The 26,529-nt window shown below is 47.4% G+C and carries 24 protein-coding genes; 10 read left to right on the top strand and 14 right to left on the bottom strand.

Annotated elements, in window-relative coordinates:
* Positions 1–48: 48 nt before the first annotated feature.
* Positions 49–930: a LysR family transcriptional regulator gene (locus KNQ09_RS02885; protein WP_214857297.1), complete on the top strand. Its 882-nt coding sequence runs from the start codon at positions 49–51 to the stop codon at positions 928–930.
* Positions 931–968: 38 nt separating this feature from the next.
* Here KNQ09_RS02885 and KNQ09_RS02880 read toward each other — a convergent pair whose 3' ends face one another.
* From KNQ09_RS02880 to adhE, 3 genes are all read right to left on the bottom strand, one after another.
* Positions 969–3,683 carry a bifunctional 2',3'-cyclic-nucleotide 2'-phosphodiesterase/3'-nucleotidase gene (locus KNQ09_RS02880; RefSeq protein WP_214857294.1) on the bottom strand — a complete coding sequence of 905 codons (2,715 nt, stop codon included), beginning with the start codon at positions 3,681–3,683 and terminating at the stop codon, positions 969–971.
* Positions 3,684–4,140: 457 nt separating this feature from the next.
* Positions 4,141–5,541: a hypothetical protein gene (locus tag KNQ09_RS02875; protein WP_214857293.1), complete on the bottom strand. Its 1,401-nt coding sequence runs from the start codon at positions 5,539–5,541 to the stop codon at positions 4,141–4,143.
* A gap of 189 nt (positions 5,542–5,730) precedes the next feature.
* Positions 5,731–8,325 carry a bifunctional acetaldehyde-CoA/alcohol dehydrogenase gene (gene adhE, locus KNQ09_RS02870; protein ID WP_214857292.1) on the bottom strand — a complete coding sequence of 865 codons (2,595 nt, stop codon included), beginning with the start codon at positions 8,323–8,325 and terminating at the stop codon, positions 5,731–5,733.
* Positions 8,326–8,661: 336 nt separating this feature from the next.
* Between adhE and KNQ09_RS02865 the strand changes: the two genes are divergently transcribed.
* The 8 genes from KNQ09_RS02865 to KNQ09_RS02830 all read left to right on the top strand — a co-directional run bounded on the left by KNQ09_RS02865 (position 8,662) and on the right by KNQ09_RS02830 (position 15,637).
* Positions 8,662–9,213 carry a beta-class carbonic anhydrase gene (locus tag KNQ09_RS02865; RefSeq protein WP_214857291.1) on the top strand — a complete coding sequence of 184 codons (552 nt, stop codon included), beginning with the start codon at positions 8,662–8,664 and terminating at the stop codon, positions 9,211–9,213.
* 314 nt (positions 9,214–9,527) lie between these two features.
* Entirely contained in the window at positions 9,528–10,847 is a 1,320-nt protein-coding gene (locus KNQ09_RS02860; protein ID WP_214858543.1) for a Na+/H+ antiporter family protein, read from the top strand.
* Positions 10,848–10,970: 123 nt separating this feature from the next.
* Positions 10,971–11,564: an undecaprenyl phosphate transporter UptA gene (gene uptA / locus KNQ09_RS02855; protein ID WP_023467894.1), complete on the top strand. Its 594-nt coding sequence runs from the start codon at positions 10,971–10,973 to the stop codon at positions 11,562–11,564.
* A 58-nt stretch (positions 11,565–11,622) separates the two neighbouring features.
* Entirely contained in the window at positions 11,623–12,507 is an 885-nt protein-coding gene (locus KNQ09_RS02850) for a hypothetical protein (protein ID WP_214857290.1), read from the top strand.
* 163 nt (positions 12,508–12,670) lie between these two features.
* Positions 12,671–14,041, top strand: a complete 1,371-nt coding sequence (locus KNQ09_RS02845) for an amino acid permease (RefSeq protein WP_214857289.1) — start codon at positions 12,671–12,673, stop codon at positions 14,039–14,041.
* 335 nt (positions 14,042–14,376) lie between these two features.
* On the top strand, positions 14,377–14,919 hold the full coding sequence (amaP, locus tag KNQ09_RS02840; protein WP_023467891.1) for an alkaline shock response membrane anchor protein AmaP: 543 nt from the start codon (positions 14,377–14,379) through the stop codon (positions 14,917–14,919).
* Between the two features lie 20 nt (positions 14,920–14,939).
* Complete coding sequence (locus KNQ09_RS02835; RefSeq protein ID WP_029341361.1) at positions 14,940–15,146, top strand: DUF2273 domain-containing protein; 207 nt, start codon at positions 14,940–14,942, stop codon at positions 15,144–15,146.
* A 53-nt stretch (positions 15,147–15,199) separates the two neighbouring features.
* The gene (locus KNQ09_RS02830) at positions 15,200–15,637 is read left to right on the top strand and encodes an Asp23/Gls24 family envelope stress response protein (RefSeq protein ID WP_050677037.1); all 438 of its coding nucleotides are present in this window, start codon (positions 15,200–15,202) and stop codon (positions 15,635–15,637) included.
* Between the two features lie 55 nt (positions 15,638–15,692).
* Here KNQ09_RS02830 and KNQ09_RS02825 read toward each other — a convergent pair whose 3' ends face one another.
* The 5 genes from KNQ09_RS02825 to KNQ09_RS02805 all read right to left on the bottom strand — a co-directional run bounded on the left by KNQ09_RS02825 (position 15,693) and on the right by KNQ09_RS02805 (position 19,498).
* Positions 15,693–16,460: an ABC transporter permease gene (locus tag KNQ09_RS02825; protein WP_214857287.1), complete on the bottom strand. Its 768-nt coding sequence runs from the start codon at positions 16,458–16,460 to the stop codon at positions 15,693–15,695.
* 1 nt (position 16,461) lies between these two features.
* On the bottom strand, positions 16,462–17,385 hold the full coding sequence (locus tag KNQ09_RS02820; protein ID WP_251138079.1) for an ATP-binding cassette domain-containing protein: 924 nt from the start codon (positions 17,383–17,385) through the stop codon (positions 16,462–16,464).
* Positions 17,386–17,492: 107 nt separating this feature from the next.
* Positions 17,493–17,774, bottom strand: a complete 282-nt coding sequence (locus tag KNQ09_RS02815) for a hypothetical protein (protein ID WP_214857286.1) — start codon at positions 17,772–17,774, stop codon at positions 17,493–17,495.
* Positions 17,775–17,877: 103 nt separating this feature from the next.
* Positions 17,878–18,675, bottom strand: coding sequence for a transporter substrate-binding domain-containing protein (locus KNQ09_RS02810; RefSeq protein ID WP_214857285.1), 798 nt, complete (start codon positions 18,673–18,675; stop codon positions 17,878–17,880).
* A complete protein-coding gene (locus KNQ09_RS02805; protein WP_214857284.1) occupies positions 18,668–19,498 on the bottom strand; it encodes a transporter substrate-binding domain-containing protein in 831 nt (276 codons plus the stop codon). Before KNQ09_RS02805 ends, KNQ09_RS02810 begins: the two co-directional genes overlap by 8 nt.
* Positions 19,499–19,762: 264 nt before the next feature.
* Between KNQ09_RS02805 and KNQ09_RS02800 the strand changes: the two genes are divergently transcribed.
* Positions 19,763–20,401 (top strand): SDR family oxidoreductase, encoded by a 639-nt coding sequence (locus tag KNQ09_RS02800; protein ID WP_214857283.1) that lies wholly within the window; start codon positions 19,763–19,765, stop codon positions 20,399–20,401.
* 54 nt (positions 20,402–20,455) lie between these two features.
* On the opposite strand, the gene KNQ09_RS02795 is transcribed toward KNQ09_RS02800, so the two are convergent.
* The 6 genes from KNQ09_RS02795 to KNQ09_RS02770 form a co-directional block, all read right to left on the bottom strand.
* Entirely contained in the window at positions 20,456–21,073 is a 618-nt protein-coding gene (locus KNQ09_RS02795; RefSeq protein ID WP_214857282.1) for a hypothetical protein, read from the bottom strand.
* 18 nt (positions 21,074–21,091) lie between these two features.
* Positions 21,092–22,225, bottom strand: a complete 1,134-nt coding sequence (locus tag KNQ09_RS02790; protein ID WP_214857280.1) for a hypothetical protein — start codon at positions 22,223–22,225, stop codon at positions 21,092–21,094.
* A gap of 285 nt (positions 22,226–22,510) precedes the next feature.
* A complete protein-coding gene (locus KNQ09_RS02785; protein WP_167507541.1) occupies positions 22,511–23,038 on the bottom strand; it encodes a DUF2812 domain-containing protein in 528 nt (175 codons plus the stop codon).
* The gene (locus tag KNQ09_RS02780) at positions 23,028–23,360 is read right to left on the bottom strand and encodes a PadR family transcriptional regulator (protein WP_214857278.1); all 333 of its coding nucleotides are present in this window, start codon (positions 23,358–23,360) and stop codon (positions 23,028–23,030) included. Before KNQ09_RS02780 ends, KNQ09_RS02785 begins: the two co-directional genes overlap by 11 nt.
* A 135-nt stretch (positions 23,361–23,495) precedes the next feature.
* Positions 23,496–25,154 carry an FAD-dependent oxidoreductase gene (locus tag KNQ09_RS02775; RefSeq protein ID WP_214857276.1) on the bottom strand — a complete coding sequence of 553 codons (1,659 nt, stop codon included), beginning with the start codon at positions 25,152–25,154 and terminating at the stop codon, positions 23,496–23,498.
* Between the two features lie 20 nt (positions 25,155–25,174).
* Entirely contained in the window at positions 25,175–26,479 is a 1,305-nt protein-coding gene (locus KNQ09_RS02770; RefSeq protein ID WP_214857274.1) for an arsenic transporter, read from the bottom strand.
* Between the last annotated feature and the right edge of the window lie 50 nt (positions 26,480–26,529).

Genomic DNA, 26,529 nt, shown 5'->3' with positions numbered 1-26,529 from the left:
ATATATTTATATATTTTAATAACCTATAGGTTATGTCAGGAGGATATCATGGAACTCTTACATTTGAATTATTTTCGTCACGTCGCGGAGGAATTGAACGTGACGCGTGCTGCCGAACGATTATTCATCAGCCAACCCGCCCTTAGTACGACGATCAAAAAACTGGAGCGTGACTTGAACACGACGTTATTTCATCGAAAAGGCAGAACGATCAGCTTGACCGACAATGGACGACTTCTACTGCAGTCGGTCGAAAAAATCGAACACGAGCTAACACGGGTCCAGGAACGCATGTCGCGAAATGATGCCACTACCGAAACGCCACTTAGTCTTGCCAGTTCGCATGGTCGCTTCATCCAATTGATTCTACGAGAATTTCTCCTACCGCAGACGGCGCCCTTGTTCAATTCGGACATCCTCTCGAACCGCGACATTTTAAGCGGTCTGCTTCATCAAGAATTCCATTTCTCGATTAGCTTTATGGAACTCAAGCACCCGCTCATTACGAGCGAACCGATCGTGGAGGAAGATATCGTCATCACCTATCCTGCTTCTTATTCAGAGAAAGAAGCGATTACGGCGCTCTATGCGGATGCAACGGAGACTGCCTTTTTGTTTCCCTCCCACAATAAGGACTACAACCGCTTCATCCAATTGAAGATGGCGGAACTAAACATCTATGCCGATACCTCGCACTATATTGATGACGTCTCACTGCAACTCGCCTTACGCCAACAACGGTATTTCAGCTTCGTTCCCGTCTCCGTCTGTCGCGAGATGGGACTTCCCTTCATCACAGACGATGTGTTTACCGTTACCTCACAACTCTACATGTCGCACGCGACGGATCAATTGACGGTCGAGCAAGCAACCATCTATGAACGCATTAAACGGTTTCTGCTCTCGCAACGCACGTATCTAATCAAATAAAAACGGATGCCTGCATATGCAGACATCCATGTGAGGTATTACTTCGTAATGAAGTAGCGTGACTGATCGAGATGATCTTTCGCTGTATAGATGTTGAGTTTGTACGAGCCGTTCGTCAATGCCTTACGCATCTTCAAGACATAGTTCCCGTGCTGATCCGCCACGTCTTGAGCGATCAATTGATAACCAGCTTCTGTTTTTTGGTAGAGGCGGACGATTTGTCGTTTTTCGACTTTACCTGTCAACGTCTTTTTGCCTGACCATTTTTTGACCGGATACGTGTTCTTAATCGTGAACGACGCCTTTTTCGTGATCTTGTTCGAGATGTCTGTCGACTTGACCGTGTACGTACCTGTCGTTAGACCATTTTTGACCGCAATCTTGAAGCCGCTTGCCGTCGTTTTCGCTTTCGCGATTTTCGTCGATCCTTTATAGAGCGTCACGTCAAGACCTTCCGTTGCTTTACCGCGGAGGACCGTTGAACCGTATACTGCTGACTTTTTATCGATCGCTGGTGTCGCAACGACACCTGTGCCGACTGTGACGTTCGTTTCTGTCTTCATGAAGCTAAGTTCCGAGACGATCGTCAACTTGTCACGCAATTTGAGCGGACGTGTCACGACTTCGTATTGACCCGCTTCGTTTGCTGTTGCTGTACCAAGGACTTTTTCGCCAAGTTTGACTGTGACTTTCGCACCTGGAACGGCTTGACCTGTGACGACTTTTGCCCCTGGTTTGACTGCTTTTGCTGAGACCGTGAAGTCTTTCATCGGCACGTTCATGTTGAATTTGAGGAACGTACCTGTCTCACCTGGACGTGTTTCACCTGTGTTCGTGATGCCTTCATAACGCTTGACGTACGGTGCAGCTGCAGCCGCTGAATCAAAGCTGACCGTCGTCGGTTTGCTTGCGACGAGTGACCAGTTGTCATCGGCTTTATAATCAACCGGTTGTTTCGCTTTGATGAAGTCCGAAATGACGTTACGTGTTTCGTAGGCTGATTTGTAGACGATATTCTTTCCGCCACCAAGACCTGGGAACGTCGCACTGCCTGCGCGGTAGTTGTTCGTCGCGACAAGGAATTCTTGATCGTCTGCGATCGCTTTGCCTTGATACTTGATGTTTTGGACGCGATTTGCGTCTTTATTGACGACGACACCGTTAAAGTCGAACTTCGCTGGTTTCGTGATATCGATTTCATATGTCAATCCATCGAGGATATCAAAGTTATAGCTACGGAATTCTTTATTCAACAACTCTGTCTGCTCACCGCCGACTTGGTTGAATTGACCCGCAGACATCTCGAGCCAGTCTTTGACGTCAGCACCTGTTACTTTGACGACTTCGAGTGTATTCGGATAAACATAAAGATCGGCGACGTTCTTGAGTGCGATTGGTCCTTTTTTGATCAACGTGTAATCGGATGCGTTGACCTGGTTACGACCACCTGTCTTGAATGGTGCACCTGCTGACAACAACGGGAGATCTTTATATTTTGCAAGATCGGCATTTTCTTTGAGTTGTTTCTCGACATACCATTTCTGAGCGTTCGTTACGAACTGAACGGAATCATCGTCTTGCGCGAGAGCGAAGAAGCTTTGGATATCATCATTAATCGTTCCGACTTCTTGACGAATGTACGCGAGTGTTCCTTCATGTGCTTTTTCAATCAACTTGACGGCACCGGCATCTGCTGTCGTGTCTTTCGTCACGTCCGCTAGTTTAGCGCCAGACGTATCAACGACCCATTTCCCGTCGACTTGCTTCAACTGAAGATCGATGACACCGACGTTTTTCCCTTGTGTGTTTGCCATGACGACCGGCTTGCCATTGATCAGACCGTTCGTTGCATCAACGTTCGGCAGTTTGTTGAACGCTGAATCGGCTGCTGGGAACTTTCCATGCTGATGACCTGTCATCAAGACATCGATGTCTGCGACTTTTGTCAACGCGTAGCCAACGTTCTCATCGCCATCTTTTTGATCCGTCGTATCCCCGATGCCTGTGTGTGCGAGTGCCACGACGACGTCTGCGCCAGCATCTTTTAATTTCTTCGCTGTTGCTTTAGCAGTCGGGATGATATCTTCAGCCGTGACTTTCCCCGTCAGGTTCCCCGCATCCCATGCCATGATTTGTGGCGTGACGACTCCGAACACACCCACTTTGACTGTTTTCATGTCACCGTTCTGATCCTTGACTTGACGTTCGATGATTTGATAGTCTTTTCCATCTTTGTTGTAGTCCGCGACGATTGGCTTTTTCGTAACTGCATCCAATACGTTCGAGTTGACGAACTTGATTGAACCGCTCGAAGCACTCATCGCTGACTTGAGGAAATCAAGACCGAAGTTGAATTCATGGTTTCCGAGCGTGACCGCATCATAACCGAGGTATTCCATCAATTCGTACATCGGATGTTTGCCTTTGTTTCCTTTGTCATACTGATTCTTGACGTAATCACCAAACGGCGTTCCTTGAAGTGTATCTCCGTTATCGAACAAGAAGCTATTCGTAACGCCCACTTCAGCTTGTTGCTTTTTGATGACTGTAGCCGCTTTGACGAGACCAATCGTTTCGTCCTGCGCATCCTTGAAGTAATCGTAGTTCATTGAGTTCGTATGTAAATCCGTTGTTTCTAAGAAGCGTAACTTGACGACACTGTTGTCGGCAGCAAGTGTCTTGACTTGAACGACTGGTACGAGCATCGGTGCGATCAATGTCGACGCGATGACGAGTTTCGTTGCTTTTTTCATATGGATTTTCCCCCCAGGAAGTTTTGACTGCTTCATTAATTTAGCATGGTTCGATTATAGCTAATAGTCCTTTCAAATAGGTCGGACATCCGTCTTATTTAACCTACTTAACTAATTCCAAATACTGGCTTAACATTGTTGATTTTACCTTTACAAACCAAGTTTACATGGTAAAAAAAGGAGATGATGCCAATGAGATGAACCACGTAAAAAAAACGATACATTTCAGGACATGAACCTGAAAACGTATCGTTTATGCTTGATGTAGAACGTAACTGTTCCTTCTCGACTCCTACAGGCAAAGAAAGCATGTTTTTCGCTTTCGCCCGGCAGATGAAACATAGTTTAGGATACCGCGGCTTACCTTCCGCCTGTGGAAAGCGGCAATGACAGCAACGTTCGTCGTCCCCATTCAGGGCACATCTCCTAGTGGAGGAGCTTCATCACTCCACGTCCCTTAAACCGTTTTCTCTGGTTTCCGTCGGACGACATAACCAAGAATTCCGCCAAGTAACGCAAGACCTGCAGCGTAGAGTACCGTCCAGCCTGCCGTCTGTTGAGCGAACTCGAATAAGACGTCACTGCGCCATTTCATCGCGAACTGAACGTATGAAGCTTGACTGACGATGAAGCTGATGACACCGATCGCGATCGCAAAGACGAACGGATCGATAATCGACTTGAAGCTGCGGATACTACAGACAAAGTAGATCGCGAACGTTACGAGCAACAGCACCCAGTACGCACTCTCACTCGAGACATTCGGTGGCGTCGCTCCTGCCGATTCCGCATCAATTACTTGGATCGTCTGCCGCGCGACACCGTAATCAACCGGATCGAGCTTCAATTGTGTTGCTGACAAATCCGGACGTTCTCCACCGAGTAACGTCAACAATTGTTCTGTCACCCGGTCCGTGTCGATCCCATCGACGACTTTTTGGATCGAGTCATTGAGCTGATCCGTTGAGGTCTCCCCGTTCAAAATCGAGACGGGGATTTCCGCATTCGCTCCAAGGACGTCTGCTTGATACACGACTTGACCGCCGTGGATCCAGTCGTACATCCCGCCACTTCCGGCGTTCAGACTCGCGACGGTGAGTGCCGTCCGTAGTGAAGAATCGCCGTCATATTCCGCTTCGTCCTGTACCGTAAAGACGAGTTGAAGCGTACTTGCGAGCATCAAAATCAGTAAGCTGGCACGTCCAGCAGCTGTCAGACCAGATAACTTTTGCGGGAAGAACGCCATCCAACCAAGCAAACTGACGACGAGAAGCGGTAGGATCCCACTCATCGCATAGCCGTCTTGTAACGAGAGGAACGGCACGTCGTTTCCGCGTCCGGCAAGGACGAACCAGATGATTCCGACCGTTAAGAAGAAACTAACCGATCGAATCGTCCACCCGAGACGACTTGCCTTAATCCGTAACACCAAAAATAACAGGACAATCAAACCGATGCCAAAAACGGAATAGAGTAACGTGCCGTAAGAGACATCAAACGTAAGTGGTGCAAGGACTTGCTTTAAGTCAATCCCAAACAACGATAAGACGTCGCCGGCAGAACTCGCATCGAGCACCTGATTGATGATTCCTTCTCGGACCGCGCTCGGCATCGTGATCGATAGCCCACCGACGAACAGAAGCATCAATGACACCGTGATGTCTGCATCTTTCCAGGAGACGTCCGCCTGTTGCATCTGCGTCACGAGATCCTGATAGTCTGAGGATGAAGTGATTTGTGAAGTCAAAAATGCCATCACGCCATAGATGACACCGAAAAAGATGAGACCGATGAGGACGCCAAACAGGACATCCCAGACGGAAAACCGTCGTTGTTTCCTTTCTTGCCTTGACTCCATCCCATTTCCTCCTTTTTATGTCTGATGTTTGAATATTCCTGCTACAGCGAAACCAAAAACATCAAATTCATTCAACAGCCATTATATCCCACCTTTTCTCCGACTGTCTCCACTGATTTCCAAAATAAAAACCGGCTTCTCACAGTGAGAAGCCGGTTGAACGATCAGGTGCCATGGTATTTTTCTCTATTAGATGCCTTCGTATGCTTGTTCCATGATCGTCCGTAACTCAGCGACAAGCGGCATCTTCGGATTCGCTGTCGTACATTGATCCTCGAAGGCATCGACTGCCATCTTATCGAGTTTTGCCTCGAAGTCTGCTTTTTGAATGCCTTGCGCCTTGAATGACATCTTGATGTTGAGACGTTGTCCAAGATCGGCAACTGCTTGGATGAGGGATTCGACCCCTTGTTCCGTCGTTGCTGCCGGAAGACCGAGGTAGCGCGCGATGTCCGCATACCGTTCATCGGCAACGAATGATTCGTATTTCGGGAATGCTGCTAGTTTTGTTGGACGTGACGCGTTATAGCGAATGACGTGCGGCATCAGGATCGCGTTCGTCCGTCCGTGTGGCGTGTGGAATTCACCACCGATTTTGTGCGCGATCGAGTGGTTGATGCCGAGGAAGGCGTTCGCGAATGCCATCCCTGCCATCGTTGACGCGTTATGCACTTTTTCGCGTGCTTCGGCGTCTGATCCGTTAGTATATGCTCGTGGCAAGTAGTCGAAGATCATCTTGATTGCTTTCAGTGCCAGTCCATCCGTATAGTCGTTCGCAAGCACCGAGACGTAAGCTTCTGTCGCATGCGTCAAGACATCCATTCCGGTATCAGCAGTGATCGAAGCTGGAACGGTCATGACGAATTCCGGATCAACGATTGCGACGTCAGGTGTCAACGCATAGTCAGCAATCGGGTATTTGACATTTTTCTCTTTATCCGTGATGACGGTGAACGGTGTCACTTCTGAACCTGTACCAGAAGTCGTCGGAATCGCGACGAACTTCGCTTGACGACCAAGTGTCGGGAATTGATACGCCCGTTTGCGAATATCGAGGAATTTTTGACGTAAGTTCGAGAACGTTTCGTTCGGTTGTTCGTAGAAGAGCCACATTCCTTTTGCAGCATCCATCGCTGAACCACCACCGAGGGCGATAATCAAGTCAGGCTTGAAATCACGCATCGCTTGAGCACCTGTCTGAACAGTCGTCACCGATGGATCTGGTTCGACTTGGTCGAAGATCCGGTAACTGACGGACTGTGGTAAGTTTTGAATTACTTTATCGGCATACCCGAACTGTACCATCGTTGGATCAGTGACAATCATGACACGTGAGACGTCTGTCATCGACCGCAGGTACTGAACAGAGTTCTTTTCGAAGTAGATTTTTTCAGGAACCTTGAACCATTGCATGTTCACGCGTCGTCTCGCCACCTTTTTGACGTTGAGTAAGTGCTTCGCTGTCACGTTTTCAGAAACAGAGTTTTTCCCGTATGATCCGCAACCGAGTGTCAGTGATGGTGTCAACTCGTTGTACAGATCACCGATTCCGCCATGAGCAGATGGGCTGTTGACAAGGATCCGGCAGGCTTTCATGCGGAGTCCGAACGCTGTCATCAAGTCATCGTTCGTCGTATGAATGACGGCTGTATGACCGAGACCGCCGATTTCAAGCATCTGTTCGGCAATCGTAAACGCTTCTTCGGTGGAAGCGACGCGGTACGCACCGAGGACGGGACTGAGTTTTTCATGAGACAATGGTTCTGCCGCTCCGACGTGCTCGAGTTCTGCGACGAGCATGACCGTTGTTTCCGGAACATCGATGCCGGCTTTTTCTGCGATCCATGTCGCAGGTTTTCCGACGATGTCCGCGTTGACGGCACATGTATCGGTTTTGATGACGAGTGATTCGAGGCGTTGTTTTTCTTCCGGTGTACAGAAGTAACAACCGAGTGCTTCCATTTCCGCACGAACCGTCGCATAAATCTCTTGGTCGACGATGACAGCTTGCTCAGACGCACAAATCATCCCGTTATCAAACGTTTTTGAAAGAACGAGATCGCTGACTGCCCGTTTGACTTTCGCTGACTGTTCGATGTAACAAGGGACGTTCCCTGGTCCAACACCGAGTGCCGGTTTACCTGTTGAATACGCTGATTTGACCATTCCTGCTCCACCTGTCGCAAGGACCATGGCGATGTTTTCATGGTTCATCAAGACTTTCGTTGCTTCAAGTGATGGTTCTTCGACCCATTGAATACAGTCTTTTGGTGCCCCGGCTTTGATGGCTGCGTCACGGAGTGTTTTCGCTGCTTCGACGGAACATCGTTGTGCCGACGGGTGGAACGCGAAGACGATTGGGTTGCGTGTCTTGATCGCAATCAATGCTTTGAACATCGTCGTTGATGTCGGGTTCGTGACCGGTGTGACACCACAGACGACACCGACCGGTTCAGCGATATAGGTGATGCCGTTTTGGACATCCTCTTCTAAAATCCCGACTGTTTTTTCATGACGTAGACTGTTGTAGATGTATTCTGTCGCAAACATATTTTTAATCATCTTATCTTCAAAGACACCGCGTCCCGTCTCTTCTGCTGCGAGACGAGCGAGTTCGACGTGCTGTTCGAGTCCGGCAAGTGCCATATCCCGGACGATCGTGTCGATTTTTTCTTGATCGAATGTCAGTAATTCTTGTAATGCACGTTGCCCTTTTTCAACGATTTGTCCAACTGCTTGTTCGACCGGCGTTGCCGTCGTTTTTGTTTTTTCTTTCACAGCCATGAGTGGTTTCCTCCCTGTCGTGGAACGAATCTGAGTTTGATTTGCCAACCATTATGTCAGGAATGCCAAGCTGTTTTTCAATAGTTTGTGCTTTCCTTCACAAATCAATCATAACCCCTTTTTCCTGTTTTGTGCATGACCATCCTGTGAATTCCCTCACACCTTTGATAGCGTTTACAACTGTTGTGAATTCCTCTTTTTCATCGTTTTGCTTCATGTACATAGATGTGTGCGATTTGTCACACCTCGCATTTTCCTGACTTGATAGCCGTTTCATCATCTTGTATTCTGATATGGGGTACATATTAAGAGCTACCACTAAAGGAGGACACTTGAATGTCAGTTGTACAGGAAATGCTAGCCTTCAACGAGCGATTCGTCGCCGAAAAACAGTATGAGCAGTTCGTCTCGGACAAGTTCCCAGACAAAAAGGTCGTCATCCTGACGTGTATGGATGCCCGCTTGACGGAGCTCCTCCCGCACGCACTTGGTCTTAAGAACGGGGATGCGAAGATCATCAAAAATGCCGGTGCTATCCTATCGCACCCATTCGGTTCCGTCATGCGCTCGATTCTCGTCGCGTTGTATGCCCTTGGTGCTGAAGAAGTCGTCGTCATCGGTCACCACGACTGCGGCATGAGCACGATTGATCCTAACCACATGATCAACGAGATGAAGGATCGGGGCATCGACCAACAGATTCTTTACACGCTCGAAGCATCTGGCGTTGATTTGAATCAATGGTTGCGTGGTTTCACGTCAGTTCAAGAAAGCGTCGCTCACTCGGTCAGCCTCGTGAAGAACCACCCATTACTACCGCCAGGAACGAATGTCCACGGACTCGTCATCGATCCAGGGACTGGTAAACTTGACGTCGTCGATTGCTGATCACTCTCTATAGAAGAAACGCAAATAGACTCGGATATTCTACTCCGTCTTAATTTAAAGATAACGTGCCATATTTTCTCGTAACGGAGAAGGATGGCACGTTTTTTGTATGAGTCATTTTCAGTGTTCAAAACGCTTCTCACTTTAAGCTTCAGGGTATAACAGAATGTAACTTCTTGTGGAGAGCTAAAAAGCGTATCATTCATCTTTCGATTACGAGGTCAGACTTTTACTCTTGACAGCATTCTAACATGGCTGTAAGATACTTTAGTATAGTACAGTGATAACAAAAGAAAGTGTGGTTTTACTGAATGATAAACGCCGTATTGTTTGCCGTCTTTTTACTATTTATTTTAGCGATCTTCCGCGTCCACATCGTGGTCGCGATGGTCATCAGTGCGTTTGCCGGTGGTCTCGTCGGTGGTCTTGACCTGACTGCGACGACAAAAGCATTCTCCGGTGGTCTTGGTGACGGGGCCGAAATCGCCCTGAGCTATGCGATGCTCGGTGCGTTCGCTGTCGCCCTCTCGAAAACGGGCTTACCGGATGCACTCGCGCACTCTTTGATTGCGCGTTCGCGTGGTAACGCAAGTGCCGCTTCCGTCAAAAAATTAAAAGGATTCATCTTGTTCGCGATTCTCTTGCTTGCGATCAGTTCACAAAACGTGTTGCCGATCCACATCGCGTTCATTCCAATCATCATTCCGCCGCTTCTTGGTCTGTTCAATCAATTGAAGATGGACCGTCGCCGGATTGCGATCATCATGACGTTCGGTCTTGTGACACCGTACATGTTCTTACCGGTTGGATTCGGAGATATTTACCTCAACCAGATTCTACTAAAGAACTTGAAGGCAAATGGTCTCGATACTGCTGGAGCTTCCGTCATCGAAGCGATGGCGATTCCAGCACTCGGAATGGTCGTTGGTCTCTTGATCGGTTTGTACACGTACCGGAAAGAGCGCACGTATGAGATGCGCGACATCGCACCGGACGATTATGAAATCCCGGTCATCACGAAAACGAAGCTTGTCTTAAGTGGAGTCGTCGTCATCGCGACCTTGATCGTACAACTACAGACCGGATCAATGATTCTCGCTGCGACGACGGGGTTGATTCTCTTCTTGTTGCTTCGTCTTGTTCGCTTCAGTGAAGCCGATGACGTCATTACACGCGGTATGCGCATGATGTCATTCATCGGTTTCGTCATGATTTCAGCGAACGGTTTCTCAAACGTCTTGCGTAAGACGGGCGATATCGAGCCACTCGTCGAGAATTCGAAAGCGTTGATGGGCGATTCACAACTCGTTGCCGCCTTCGTCATGCTCTTGATTGGTCTTCTCGTCACGATGGGGATCGGCTCGAGTTTCTCGACCGTTCCGATCATCGCTGCCATCTTCGTTCCACTTTGTATCCAGTACGGATTCAGCTTAGAAGCGACGATTGCCATCATCGGAACATCCGGTGCTCTCGGTGACGCGGGTAGCCCGGCGTCTGACTCGACACTCGGACCAACGAGTGGTTTGAATGCTGATGGTCAGCACGATCACATGCGAGAAACGGTCATTCCGACGTTCCTGCACTACAACATTCCATTACTCATCTTCGGTACGATCGCTGCGGTCGTATTATAAAAACAAGACGGATTCGCTGTCATCGCGAATCCGTCTTTTGAATTGTCTCCGTTTTTTTCCTTTTCATTTCGTCCTCGGTTCTCTAAAATAAAGGAATGAACTGATACAAAGGAGTTGTCTAACGTGTTATCTCAAGTCGTCAACCAGATTTTACTTTCGCTTGCCGATCTCGGATATTTCGGCATCGCCCTCGGGTTGATGATTGAAATCATACCGAGTGAAATCGTCCTCTCTTACGGTGGATTCATGATTTCCCAAGGAACGATCGGCTGGCCGCTTGCTATCGTCGCTGCCGTCATCGGTGGATTATTCTCGCAATTATTCTTATATTGGTTCGCTCGCTACGGCGGTCGTCCCCTTATCCTGAAATACGGGAAGTATGTTTTGATTTCAGAACATCATCTCGATCTAGCCGAGCGTTGGTTCTTAAAGTACGGACAAGGCGTCATCTTTGGAGCCCGTTTCATCCCGGTCGTCCGTCATGCCATCTCAATTCCGGCAGGTCTTGCCAAGATGGATCAAACGAAGTTCTCCCTCTATACGGTGCTTGCGATCATTCCGTGGTCGATCTTGTTCCTGTATCTTGGTGAAACGCTCGGAACGAACTGGCGCTCGATCAAGGAAGTGGCTGCACCGTACACGAACGGTGTCCTAATCGCTGCCGTTGTCTTGATCATCTTCTACGTCATCTACAAACGCCGTCAACGAACGGTTTGAACAACTAGCAGTCTGTCTGACGACGGACTGTTTTTTTAAACAAACAGGAGGTCCTGCCATGCTCACATCCCCACTTGCTCATTTTCCACTCCGTCGTTTGACTGCATCCTACCGGTCGGGTCATCCTGTCGCGACCGGGATCACCGTCGACGGACATATTTTAATCGTCGAAGAAACCCTCGACGAAGCACGCAATGAACACGTCCTTTCCATTCATCAATTAAAGGATGATTGGAGGAAGACGACGATCGTTAAAAAAAGCGAAATTGATTTTTCGCTCGTCGATCGTTTTCCGGATGGACGTTTGTTACTCGTCGCTTCCCGTTGCGATGATGACGTAGACGGAACGTGGTTGCCGAATGCCTTTATTTATGATGTTCAGGGAAATCTAGTCAATCAATTTTGTTTAGATGATGGGATTCAAAACATGCAAATCGATGAACGAGGGTGGATTTGGGTCAGCTATTTTGACGAAGGTGTCTATGCTGACGCCGTAACCAGTTCAAATGGTGCCTTTGGTCTCGTCGCTTTTGACGATACGGGCGAAGTACAATATAAAAACCGTCAATACCCGATTGATGATTGTTACGCCTTAAACATCTGTTCATCAAAAGAAGTCTGGTTCTTCTACTACTCTGATTACCGTTTCATTCGTACCGATCAAGAGGAAGATCTCGTCTGTGAGGCACCTACGATCGCCTTTTCTCAGTTCGCTCGGTACGACGATTTTCTACTTGCCGCAAATTCTGATGAAGCACATTTACTCGAACGGAAAGGTACGCTCTTTGAAAGTGTTCGTTCGATTCGATTCATGACAGAACAGGGAAATACCCTGTCAGGTGACCTTACAATGCGTAATGACTTGATCGTACTAGCGACCTCGGAACACCTATATTTCGGGAGACTCGGTCAGCGACTTGTCTCTCTCTTAGCAGGCAAATGAAAGCCGTTACACAGTTGTTTCATAATCTTTTTACTTTTGAAAACCTCTAACCCAAATTTTCAAAAAGACTAGCGAGTTCTATCTGAGGATAGTATACTCAGCGTTATAGTTATTCGGACGAATTGTCTGAACATTATGACGTCACAGAATTTTTTTGGGGGAAATGATGAGTTCGAATTTGAAACGAGATTTAACAGCACGACAGGTACAAATGATTGCACTCGGAGGAACGATCGGGGTCGGTCTTTTCCTTGGAGCATCGAGTACGATTGCTTGGACGGGACCATCCGTCTTACTCGCGTACATGCTAGCAGGAGTCTTTATCTTTTTCATCATGCGGGCACTTGGTGAGATGGTCTACACCCATCCTCACAGTGGTTCGTACGCAAAGTTCGCAAACGACTATATCCATCCAGCAGCTGGTTTCTTGACAGCAAGCAGTAATATCTTCAACTGGGTCGTCGTCGGGATGAGTGAAGTCATCGCCGTCGGAACCTATCTACGCTTCTGGTGGCCGGAGCTACCGACTTGGATTCCAGGCGTCGTCGTCATCATTCTCTTGACGCTTGCGAACCTTGCTTCCGTCAAGATGTTCGGTGAACTCGAGTTTTGGTTCGCCTCAATCAAGGTAATAACGATTCTTCTAATGATCGTCGCTGGACTTGGAATCATCTTCTTTGGTCTAGGAAATGACGGAAACCCGGTCGGCTTCTCGAATCTTTGGGCGAACGGTGGATTCTTCACAAATGGTTTCACCGGCTTCTTCTTTGCGCTCTCGATCGTCTTCGCCTCTTACATCGGAGTTGAGTTGATCGGCGTGACAGCCGGAGAAACGAAAGATCCAGAAAAGAACATCACGAAGGCGATCAATGGTGTCGTCTGGCGAATCTTGATTTTCTACGTCGGATCCATCTTCATCATCGTCACGGTGTATCCATGGAATGAGTTGTCGGATCTCGGCAGTCCGTTCGTTGCGACATTCTCCAAGGTCGGTGTCACGATTGCTGCCGGGATCATCAACTTCGTCGTCATCACGGCCGCTTTATCCGGTTGTAACTCCGGGATCTTCAGCGCAAGCCGGATGATCTATGCATTGGCTGAAAAAGAACAAGTGCCGTCCTTCTTCTTAAAGGTCAACAAACGCGGCATTCCATTCTACACGGTCTTAGCGATTTCAATCGGGATTTTCTTCGGTGTCATTCTCGATATCACCTTGCCACTCGTTCTCGGGAAGGATACGAATATCTTCGTGTATGTCTACAGTGCTTCGGTACTACCAGGGATGGTACCGTGGTTCGCGATTTTAATCAGTCATATCCGGTATCGTAAACTCGAAAGTGAACGGACAGCCTCACATCCGTTCAAGATGCCCGGTGCCCCGGTGACGAACTATCTGTCGATCGTCGCGCTGTTGACAGTGCTCGTCGGGATGTTGTTCAACGATGAGACACGCGTCTCGATCTTAATCGGAGTCGCTTTCTTGATCTTAAGTACGGTCTATTACATCGTAAAAGTACCGAAAATCGAAAAATAAACGTCTGTCTCTCCTCTCATGACCGCATGAGAGGAGTTTTTTGATGGAGATGATTTTCTATATTGACATTGAATAATATTCATGATAGATATTTTTCGCGAACGCTTAAACCCTTAAGACGTCGTAACATCCTTGATTTCAATGCGTAAAGCCGTATTTCATCTACTATTTTTCTAATAAATAGATAAATTTTCAGAATAAATAGTCTTTTCATTCTAAGTGCATTTTCATGTTTCGAGTTCGTTTGAGCGGGAATATTCTCACCATACACATAATATTTCATGTGTAGAACAATCACGTTAAAACAATTTAACGGCAGAAAGGAGAGATGTAACATGAACGGATTCAATCGTTTCCTACTCGTTCTGATCGGCATTCTCGGTTTAGTCAGCGTCGGTCTTCTTGTACTTGGCGTCTATGATGTTCCACGACTCAGTCCTTTGATTGAACAGTGGCAAGATCAACAATGGTATAGCTACACGATTTTATCACTTGGTGGCTTCCTAGCATTCGTATTTGTCATTCTATTATTCACTGGACTACTCAGTCGTTCAAAAGGACAACGTCTCCTGATTCAGACGGGTGACGGGAATATCACGATCTCTAAGCAAACGATCGAACGAACGGCACTCGAGTCGATTCGTGGTATCAACGGCGTACGTTCGCCACGCGTCAACGCGGATATTCACTCGAAAAAAGAAACCGTCGCGTTAGAAGTCGACTGTTCCGTCTTCGGTCAAGAAGGCTTGCCGACAATCGGCAAAGACATTCAAGAACGCGCCAAGAACGCGGTCGAATCGTTGCTCGAACTACCTGTCACAAAAACACGCGTCCGAATCAGTGACACGAAGACCAAAACGTCTGAACGCGTCGTCTAAGATCCGAGAGGAGGAAGATCATGAAAACGAGCGAAGCACTTCGTCCGTATCGCTACCGTCTACTTGGCGGGCTAGTCGGACTGATCCTCGCCATCTTGTTCTTGACGATCGGTTTTGGACCGACGTTGTTGATCATCGTATTCGCAACAATCGGTTACCTGATCGGTCAGTGGCGGGATAATGCGCTCGATGTTGAAGGATGGATTCAGTTCTTTCAGCGGGATTGAGCATAGACAGAAAATAAAAATCACTTAACTTACACTAAAAGGAGAGATTTCTCATGGCTAACGAAATCAACACTAAACAAAACGAAAACGAAGTAGTACGCGAAAACAAACTCACATTCGAAGATCAAGTCATTAAAAAAATCGCCGGTATCGCATCAAATGATGTCAAAGGCATCCTCTCAATGAGCGGTGGCTTCATGAGTGGATTGACTGATCGTTTCCGGAGCACGGAAGATATCACAAAAGGCATCGACGCGGAAGTCGGCGAACGACAAGTCGCACTCGACTTAAAAGTCATCGTCGAGTACGGCAAAAACATCCCTTCCATCTTCCAAGACGCTGTAACGAAAATCAAAAAATCAGTCCATGATATGACAGGACTCGATGTCATCGAAATCAACATGCATGTCGAAGATGTCATGACACGTTCTGAGTTCGACGCAAAAAGTAAATCGTCGAAAGAAGAGGAAGAAAAACGCGATTTGAAATAAGACAGTCAACTAGATAGCCGCATAAAATGGACCCGCTTAAAAACGGGTCCATTTTTTACTTTCTCAATGCCCCACGTGCGTTCAACGCAGCAAAGATCACCATCGCAATACTGAGAACAGCAGCGACGATCAAACCTTGCCAGTAGACTGACCAATCGATTTCAGGACGGGTCAACACACTACGCATCCCTTCCATGATATAGGTCGTCGGATTGATCGTCGCAGCAATCTTGAGCCATTCGGCTTCAATCAAGTCTTTCGGGACAAACGTCGTCGACAAGAAAATCAGCGGGAAGAATAAGAGCGTTCCAGCTTGAGCTGCTTGCGCATTCCGTGTCTTCAAAGCGACACCGACCGAGTAACCGGCAAAGGCGAGTCCAAATCCGAGCGCGAGTAAGATCGTCAAGAAAAAGCCGCTGACACCGACTGGAATCGATAGACCAAGCAAGAATGCCATCCCGAAAATCAGTAACGTTTGAACGAATAATTGCAGCATCCCGGCAAGCATTGGTCCGAGGACGATTGCCGTTCGCGAGACGGGTGTCAATAAGAGTCGTGCGAAATAACCACTCTCGATATCCTTGACGAGTGCTTGACCGGCTCCCCCGGCTCCACCAACAGCACCCGAGACGATCGAAACAGGCAAAATGAAGTTCAAATAATCGACGCCGTCGAATTGAGGTAAGTTCGAGATGCCGGAGAGACCACTCGTGTAGACGAGCAGGAAAAAGACACTGATGATCAAGTTCGGAATGAAGGAAAACGGATTACGTAACGTCACGAGGAGACTCCGCCGCATCAGAAACCATGTTTCTCGAATCATGTCACGATTCCTCCTTATAAGCTTGTCCAGTTAAACGAATGAAGACATCATCAAGCGACGGTTGTTTGACGACCAGTGACGTAGCGACCATTTTTCGTTCATCAAGAAAACGGACGACCGCGCGCAATGTCTCCGTTCCCCGCGAAGGAATGACGAGGCGATCTTTTTCCTGACGACCGGAAAACGTCTCTAAGACGATTCGTTCGTTCTCTTTTTCAGCTAGCGTCAATTCGATCCGCTCTTCTCCATTTGCTGCTTTCAGCTCAGCTGCCGTTCCTTCGGCAATCAATTGTCCCTCATTGATGATCGCGATTCGGTCGGCTAGCTGATCGGCTTCTTCCAAGTACTGTGTCGTCAAAAAGATCGTTGTTCCGAACTCTTCGTTTAATCGTCGGACCTCGTTCCAGATTTGTACACGGCTCGCGGGGTCGAGTCCTGTCGTTGGTTCGTCAAGGAACAAAACAGTCGGTTGATGGACGAGCGTCAAAGCAAGGTCAAGCCGACGTTTCATCCCGCCGGAGTAAGTACCCGATCTGCGCTTGCCGTCTTGATCGAGTCCGACGAGCTGCAACAATTCCTCTGCCCGTGTTTTTGCTTCCGTCTGACTTAATCCAAATAATTTTCCCTGTAAGACGAGTAATTCAAGCCCGGTCAAATCTTCATCGATGCCGGTATCTTGCAAGGCGACCCCGATTTGCAAACGGACCTGTTTTTCCTGTTTAACGACATCAAATTCTTGAATCGTCGCCCGACCACCGGAAATCGGAATCAACGTCGTCAGCATCTGGACGGTCGTTGACTTTCCTGCCCCGTTCGGTCCTAGAAAAGCAAAGATTTCTCCTGCCTCGACATCGAACGAGATGCCTTTGACGACATCTTTTCCATCGTACGTTTTCGTCAAGTTCTCGACATGAATCATCTTCATTCCTTCTTTCCTTGAATTCAAAGTCATGTCCAAGATTTTCCCGTTTTTTCTGTTCTCGAATCAAAAAAAAGACACCTGATTCGGTGCCTTGATTCACTCTATAACTATTACGCAACAATCTGATACACACCATACAAGACGCTGGCAGATACCACGAGCGTTGTGACGATCGAAACCAGCATCATCGTTAATCCGATTCCTTTTAATCGAACGACTCGTGCCAACGCAAGACTAAACGAAAGCACTGCACCACTTGTAAATATAAGCGCCCCTCCAAATAACAACGTAGAATTAATCCATGACTCTCCGATGACGATCCATGCGTAAGTGACACAGCCTAGAAGAACAGTCATGATGAGCCATTGCCTCGCTGACACGCATTTCAACATATTGATTCCTCCTAATTTGCTTCTACCTACTTGTTCGCCCTTTTCCATTTAGATTCCTGTTACTAAAAAATCGTGCCTCCTGCTGTCAGGAGACACGATCCACTTAAGACGCCACTTGCCATTTCTCTTTTAATTGCTCCATCTCTTCTTGACCTTCGTGCGAGTGCATCCAGAGATTGAAGACATCGACGACGTCCCCTTCCGACTCTCGAACGAGGTAGCTCTTCTCCGCCGGAATCCATTTTTCTTGAATTCTTGGTGCCGCGAGTCGTTTGTCGAGCGCTTCATAATGAATCGCCTCGACCGTATCGGTGATCATGACATCGACTTCACCTGAGGCAACCGCATGCGGGATGTCGAGATTTTGTTCATACATGACGATGTTCGCCTTTGTGAACGTCTTACGGACGAACTGTTCATTCGTTCCCCCTGGATTTAGACCAATCGTCACGTCTGGACGATTGATTTGTTCGATCGAAGCAAGACGTTTAGCATCTTCTTTTCGGACGAGCGGTGTCTTTTGGAACGACAGATAACTCGATGTGAAGTCGCCGATGATCTCTCGCTCGATGTTTTTCGTCACACCCCCGACGACCATATCGAATTTCCCGCTAGCAAGATCAGCAGATAGCGTGGGCCATGTCGTCGGGACGAATTCGACATCGATACCGGTCGTCTTCGCGAAAGAACGGATCACTTCGATATCGAATCCTTCGTACTCGTTCGTCTTCCGGTTCAAGTAGGTGAATGGTTTGTAGTCCCCGGTCGTTCCGACGATGATTTTTTTCGTCGCAAAGACGTTCTTCGCTTGTACACGTCGTGGTTGCTCCGTTTGCCATAGCGTCAGTAAGCTCGCAAACAAGACGCCACCTCCGACGACGATCCATCCCCATTTACTCATGTGCTCCCGCTCCTTTCGCTCCGACCGTCTCACGTGTCGAGACGATGTTCCATTTTTTCTTCAATTTTTGAACATGTTCTTGCCCCTCTGCACTTTCAATCCAGACCCGGAAAACGTCTCCAAGCTGTTTTTGGTCCGGTTTCATCAAATACGCCATCTCAGCTGGTTCCCATGCCTCTGTCAGTTTCGGCACCGCAAGATCGAGTTCTGTCGCGTAATGCAACGCCTCGATGTCGTCCGTCACCATGACATCGACTTGTCCGCTTTTTACGGCTTTCGGAATGTCCAAGTTGTTCTCAAAGACGGTCACATCTGCTTTCGGAAAATGCTTCTTCACGAACGCTTCGTTCGTGCCACCCGGATTGACGCCGATTTTGACTGCTGGATCATTGATTGCAGCGAGCGAATTCAAGCGTTCGACATCTTTCTTCTTTACGAGCGGTGCTTTTTGAAAGGAGAAATACGACGATGTAAAGTCTCCGACGACCTCGCGCTCGACTTTCTTCGTGATGCCACCGACAGCGATATCAAACTTGCCTGATTTCGTATCCTCCGATAATGTCGGCCATGTCGTCTTGACGAACGTCACATCAAGATTTGCTGCTTTTGCGAACGCTTGGATGACATCGATATCAAAGCCTTGATAACGATTCCGTTCCTCGTTCCAGTATGTAAAGGGCTTATAATCCCCCGTCGTCCCGACGACCAGCTTGTGGTCTTCGAAGATGTCATGTGCTTTGGCATCCGTCTGTTGATTCCAGATCATCCAAGCGGCAACGCCTGTCAAAACAAGTCCTGCCAGTAGCCATGGTTTCTTTCTCATCGTATCTCTCCTTTCTGTTTCGTCGTTGCCCATTCACCGAATATTGCTACAATTTAACCCAAATGATTTTCGGTGTGGGTAATAGTCATTATCCTACCACACTTACACGTGATTTCAAGATAATTTGATGATTTTATGCATAAAAGCGTTAAAAAGATATTTTGATGACGGTTACAGTTCTACAAGTCGTCTCTCTTTACAAAATCCCTTCGTCTTTTCCATACTGAAACAGAATCATCAAATCGTGAAATGGAGGAATGGAACATGAGTCAGATTTTCATCATTGGTGCAAATGGTAAAGTAGGTCGTCACGCTGCTCGCTTACTGCAGGATTCGGAGCACGATGTCAAAGTAGGATTACGTTCCAAGGACCAGTTCAGTGATTTTGAGAAATTAGGTCATACCCCGGTCCATCTCGATCTTGAAGCGGACGTCGCGACGATCACTGATGCATTACAAGGATCAGATGTCGTCATCTTTACGGCAGGATCCGGCGGTCACACGGGGGCGGACAAGACGATGCTGATCGACTTCGACGGTGCCGTCAAATCGATCGAAGCAGCGGAAGCAATCCATGCAAAACAGTTCATCATGGTCAGTGCCTTGAATGCCGATTCGCCGGAAACATGGTCCGACAGCATGAAACCGTATTACATTGCAAAACGCTATGCGGATCGTGTCCTGAAGGAATCGTCACTTAATTACACGATTCTTCGCCCAGGCGGACTATCAGATGAAGCCGGCACAGGAAACGTCACGACGGATCCGTCCGAACAAGCAACTAAAAAGATTCCGCGCGAGGATGTCGCACGCGTCATTCTGGCAGCAATCGGTCACGACAAGGCGTCGAAGCAAGTCGTCACGCTACTCGAAGGTGACACACCGATTAACGAATTATTCTAATACAAAAGCTCACGTCTCCATTTCCGAGACGTGAGCTTTTTTTGATCAAATGAATCATTCGTATAGTTGGCGATACATCACGAGCATCGTCTCACTAATGACGGGTAACGACGCCGGAATGTCGATCCAGCGCTGGCTATCTTGATCAAAATACAGCCCTTCCGTACGCATCTTCTCTTTTGTGTTGATCTCATCGAACTCGAGAAACATATCCAGCTCATCATCCGCGTTCTGAAAGTCGTCCCACGGTCCGGGACCAAAATAAAAGAGTAGTCCTTCCGCATCGTATCCAGCAAGCTCGTTCAATGCCCATTCCAAATGCGCTTCAGACTTGGCAGATGTCCTGACGGAGTCGGCTAGTGTTTGATGAATTCCAAATGCGTTTCCACTCATCAAGTGACGTTGCCGATCCCATTCCCAGATGTTTTTCCAGCGTTGCATGAAAATGCCAAACCGATATGCTTGTGTTTCTTCATCCCGTTCTCGCACATCATATGACCAGGAAACCTTCTCTCCACTGATCCACATACTTACGTGAAAGTTCCCCTCACGCGCTTCATCATCTTGTAAAGAAGACCAATCTGATTGCTGTTGCTCTAGATACGTGAACAACGGAAGTCGGTCTCCCGCTTTTTCTTCAAATTCAAATTCAAATCGCTCGATACGGTTCAAAACATCTTCCCCCCTGCCTCACTCAATCACAAAGTCGATTCCAATCGGTCCTTCAACCGGCATCTCGTGAAGCAACTCATACCTTTGATTCGTAATGAGCAGTTTCCCTTTATCCGGGTGTTCAGGGTCAAATTCGATGAAGTATGATTTTTTCGTCTTGGGATGAATATATAAGTACTTGTACCATTTGTCTGCTTTCCAAAAATTCGGTTTGATTTCCTGAACCGAGAATGATTGACCGAACGTCCATTTGACTAAAATGTGGCGATCCCGATTTTGATTATCACGAGAAAATTGCTGAACGACTTGAATCCCTTGTGTTGCATCGATCATTCGAATCGGATCGGTACTATCAAAATTCGTATTCTGAAGAAACGGATAATATCGCTCGGTTTGTTCCCCTGTCTCATTAATCCGAATCATCCAGCCATCCGTACTAGCGAAGTATGCCGTATCATCCTTTCCATAAAGTGCTGAGTATGCATATGGTTCATCTCTTTTACGATATACGACTGGTTTTTCAGTCCGCTTATCCAAAAAAATCATCGCTGCTTTTTCTTCTTGTTCATCTTCGCTACCAATACTGGCATAAGCTAAATGCTGCTTCAATTCAATCATCATCGAGTTTCCTGGTTCGAATCGCGCAGGCGTCTCATAGTTTTCTTTTGTCTCAAAATTAGAAAAGGTGTGCGAGAATCCTGTTCCTTGAGACGATCGTTGCGTACCGGTTTTGTATGAATTCAACGTCTTGAACCATGTATCTGTCCCAAAGTGTTTGATTGATTCCATCATGGGATCGTGCTTGAAATACGTCACATTATGTTGAACAAACCGTCGTTTCGTAAAATCGAATGTATGAAAGTGATTCGGATATCCTGCGCCAGAGGCATACAACACATTCGGCGTACTCGGTTTTTGCACAAGCGTCATGTTCGTAATTGCAGGATCATGGACCTGTCGTTCGTTTAATACCTGTCCTTTCATGTTGATCGTGACAATCGAACTGTAAGCAAGTTCAGGATCATTCGTTTTCCCTTGCCCCTGTCCTGGATAGAACAACATCATGGTGTCTTGTTGAGGACTAAAATCAATGGCTGTAATCGAAGAACGTGGTAGAATTTTTGCGTTTGCGCGATCCTGTTGCACTTTCATCCAGGTCGCTAAAAGGATACTTCCACTGACAAAAAACACTAGACTAAAAAAGATCCGCTTTTTACGGATAGACTTATCCATTCGATTCATGACCCCTTAACTTGTTGATTTAAACAATTACTTCTATCTAGTTATACACTGTTAGATCGATGTAATACGTCTTTCTTACAACACTGTTAGACGAATTGACCAACTTTACAACATCCTCCTGAACTCTAACCACCAAAAAAATTCCTCACGTTTCATTTAGAGACGTGAGGAATTTTGAAATCAGGTTGTATGCGTTTAATCCTGCTCCGCAATGGCACGCAATCCACGTAACGTTTGAATTTTACGTTCGTGGCGTTGCATCACGAATGAGAGACCCGTCACGATCGCGAGGTTGAACCAAATCATCGTGTCGGTAATCGGATTAAACAAATTAATGAGTACTGCAATGATGTTCACGAAAAAAATGACTTTATAGAGTTGCAAAATCCGATGTTCGTGATGGATCTGTGAATCAAAGTCCGAGTACAAATGAAATGGTTCATCCGAGGTCCGTTTTCTTAAGAAGACCCAGCGGAACGATGTATCCACGACTTCGATGTCCATCTCTTCCAAAAACGCAAAGTAGTCCTGCGACTTCGGATGCTTTGGCATGTTTTCTAATAACTCGATTCGATACGTGTACATACCAGGTTCACCTTTGATGAATACATAACGTCCGAGTCGAAACTGCTGTAAGTACCAGCCGTTGTTTGCCATCTCGTTTAACCACACTTCTTCTTTTGCATAATCAGCGTAAAAGCGATAGACCGTTTTACTGCTCACCTTGATCCACTCCCATCGTTTCTTGTCCATGTCGTACGAGTTCTTTTAATCGATCCAGCTCTACCTGTAATCTTTCCCGCCCCTGATTCGTCAAGATGTACTCTTTCTTCCGCCCTGCTTCTTGCTCAATCGCTTCAATCCATCCTTTATCGACCAGACTACTGAGTGCGCCGTACAACGTACCGGCAGCTAACTTGACCCGATCGTTGCTCAACTGTTGGACGAATTGCATGATGCCATAACCATGACGGGGTTGTTGAAGTGACAGTAAAATATAATAAACGGCTTCTGTTAATGCTGTCTCCTGGACTGTTCTTGCCATTTTCTCACTTCCTTACTACGTCTTCCGTTATATCGTCTACCGATATACTAAAAATATCCTATTTCTAACGATTTGGCAACAAAAAAACGTGATGATTCCTAAATGAATAGGATCATCACGCTATATTGTTCGATTTTATGACAAACATTTTTTGATATGTTGATAGTTCTTGTTACCACCTGATAAGTTGCATACATCCGTAAATCCAAGATTTTTCAAGACGTTTTGCGCAGCATTCCCCGTCACGCCTTTGTTGCAGTAGACGATCGTCGGTAACGTCGGATCCAGTTCCTTTGCGCGTGTCCGCAGTTCACCGAGCGGAATATGGATCGCTCCATCAACATGATTTTTTTCGAATTGTGCTTTCGAGCGTGTATCGATGATTTGGAACGACTTCCCCTTCGCGACTTGGTCAATTAATTCGTTCGGTGTCATCAAACGCGCTGTTTTTTTGATGGCATTATCGAGTGCCATTCCCGTATAGAGAACGGGATCCTTCGTCGTCGCGAACGGTGGAGCGTAAGCTAAATCGAGATGGAATAAATCCTCTGCCTTCGCTTTAAAGGTGATCGCCGTCGCCAGGACATCAATCCGTTTGTCGACACCTTGCGGACCAACGATCTGGGCTCCGAGGACTCGCCCTGTTGCCCGATCGGCAATCGCTTTGATCGTCATCTCTTTCCCACCCATGTATTCCGGACGATCTGGTTTGATGTTATGCAAGACTTCGATGTCATAGCCTGACTCACGCGCTTCTTTTTCCGTCAAACCTGTTTGAGCGACGGTCAAATCGAACGCCTTGAAGATACCCGTCCCTAAGATCCCACGGTGCTCCGCTTCTTCTCCAGTAATGACCATGCCGGCAATCCGTCCCATCTTGTTCGCTGTTGAACCAAGCGGACGATAAAGTGCTTCACCCGTGATGACGGAGAAACTCTCCGCGACGTCACCGACTGCGTAAACTTCAGCTACATTCGTCTGCATGTGACGGTTGACTGCAATCGCCCCTGTTTTACCAAGCTCTACACCGATCTGCTTCGCAAGACCCGTGTTCGGCTTGACGCCAACCGATAAAATGACGAGATCGGTCTCGATCGTTTTTCCACTCTCAAGTGCGACCTCAGAAACACGTTCTTCTCCGTTGAACGCTGTCACGGATTCGCCAAGCAAGAGCGATACCCCTTTATCTTTCAAATGATCCGCTACGCGTTCTGCCATATCGCGATCAAGTGGCGGCATGACTTGCGGCAAACGTTCGACGAGCGTGACTTGAATGCCGCGATACGTCAATTGCTCTGCCATCTCGAGTCCGATGAATCCTCCACCGACAATCGTTGCCGTCTTCGGATCATGGGCGTCAATGTAGGACCGAATCGCGTCGGCATTGCGGACATTTCGAACCGTAAAGACATTCTCATGCTCAACTCCTGGAAGCGGTGGAACGATACTTGAAGCACCAGTTGCCAACACTAACGTATCATACGTGTCCGTGAAACGATCTCCTGTCAGGAGATTGACGATCGTCGCCGTTTTTGTCGCATGATCGATCGACTCGACTTCGTGTTGTGTGTGAATATCGATGTTATACCGTTTTTTAAAGAAAGCGGCATCGCGTGGTGTCAACTCATCGATATCAGCGATCTCCCCACCGACGAAGTAGGGAATTCCACAACCTGAATACGAAATGTCCTGATCCCGATCATAAATCGTGATTTGCAACTCTTCACTGTTACGACGTGCTTTTGCTCCAACGGACGTTCCCGCAGCAACTGAACCAATAATCATCAATTTCATCTCTCGTTCCTCCTTGAAAATCAATAAAGTATCAAGCTGATATACAAGCCAAGCAATGTGATGGCGAGTGTCGGGATCGTTAGAATCGCTCCAATCTTAACGTATTGTCCCCAACCAATCTTTACACCCTTCGTTCGAAGCACGTGTAACCAAAGTAACGTCGCTAAACTACCAATCGGCGTGATCTTCGGTCCCAAATCGGATCCGATGACGTTCGCATAGATGAGCGCTTCTCGCATCGTTCCGGTTGCCTGACTTAAATCAATCGCGAGCGCATCAATCATGACGGTCGGCATATTATTCATGATCGACGACAAGATGGCAGCTAAGAAGCCCATGCCAAAAGTTGCGGCTGCTAGATTCGTCGCAAATCCATCAATGATGTCGGCAAGAACTTGTGTCAACCCGGCATTTTGAAGTCCGTAGACAACGATATACATACCAAGTGAGAAGAAGACGATTGCCCACGGAGCACCACTGATGACTTTTTTCGTCGGTACGCTCGGTGAACGGCGTGCCATCAATAAGAAGAACAAGGCGATAATACCAGCGACAAGACTGACGGGAATGCCGACGATGTCACTCGTGAAGTATCCGACGACCAGCAAGATGAGGACGAACCAAGATAACTTAAACATCCGTTGATCCTTGATCGCTGTCGCTGGTGCGACGAGTTGCGCGACATCGTAATTCTTTGGAATACTCTTTCGGAAATAGAGATACAAGACGATCAGACTGCCGATGACAGAAAAGAGATTGACGAACACCATCCGTGACGCATACTCCGTAAACCCGATATTAAAGAAGTCTGCTGAGACGATGTTGACGAGGTTCGAGATGACGAATGGCAAACTGGCCGTATCGGCAATGAATCCGGAAGCGAAGACGTAAGCTAACACGACATAATCCGGAAGTTTCAAGTGACGAACCATCGCGAGGACGATGGGTGTCAGAATCAAGGCTGCCCCATCGTTCGCGAATAAAGCCGCAACGACAGCACCGAGCAATGTCATGTACACGAATAGTTTGACACCACCACCTCGTGCGATGCGTGCCATGTGGAGTGCCGCCCATTCGAAGAATCCAATCTCATCAAGAATCAATGAGATGATGATCAGGGCGATGAACGTAAAGGTCGCATTCCAGATGATGCCCCAGACCGTCGAGACATCATCGAGGTTGACGACTCCCGTCAATAGCGCAACGAGCGCCATTCCCATCGCGGAGTAACCGATGCCGAGTCCTTTCGGTTGTTTAATGATTAAGAATAAGGTGATCAGAAAAATTCCGATCGCTAGTAAATGTGTACCGGTCAATGCGTTCACTTCATTTCTGTATTAAATTTCGAGTGGTTCTGTTAACGATTCGTCATCCT

It is taken from the genome of Exiguobacterium sp. s191 (assembly GCF_018618955.1).
In the GTDB taxonomy this organism is placed as follows: domain Bacteria; phylum Bacillota; class Bacilli; order Exiguobacteriales; family Exiguobacteriaceae; genus Exiguobacterium_A; species Exiguobacterium_A abrahamii.
This window is presented reverse-complemented; position numbering and strand designations above follow the sequence as displayed.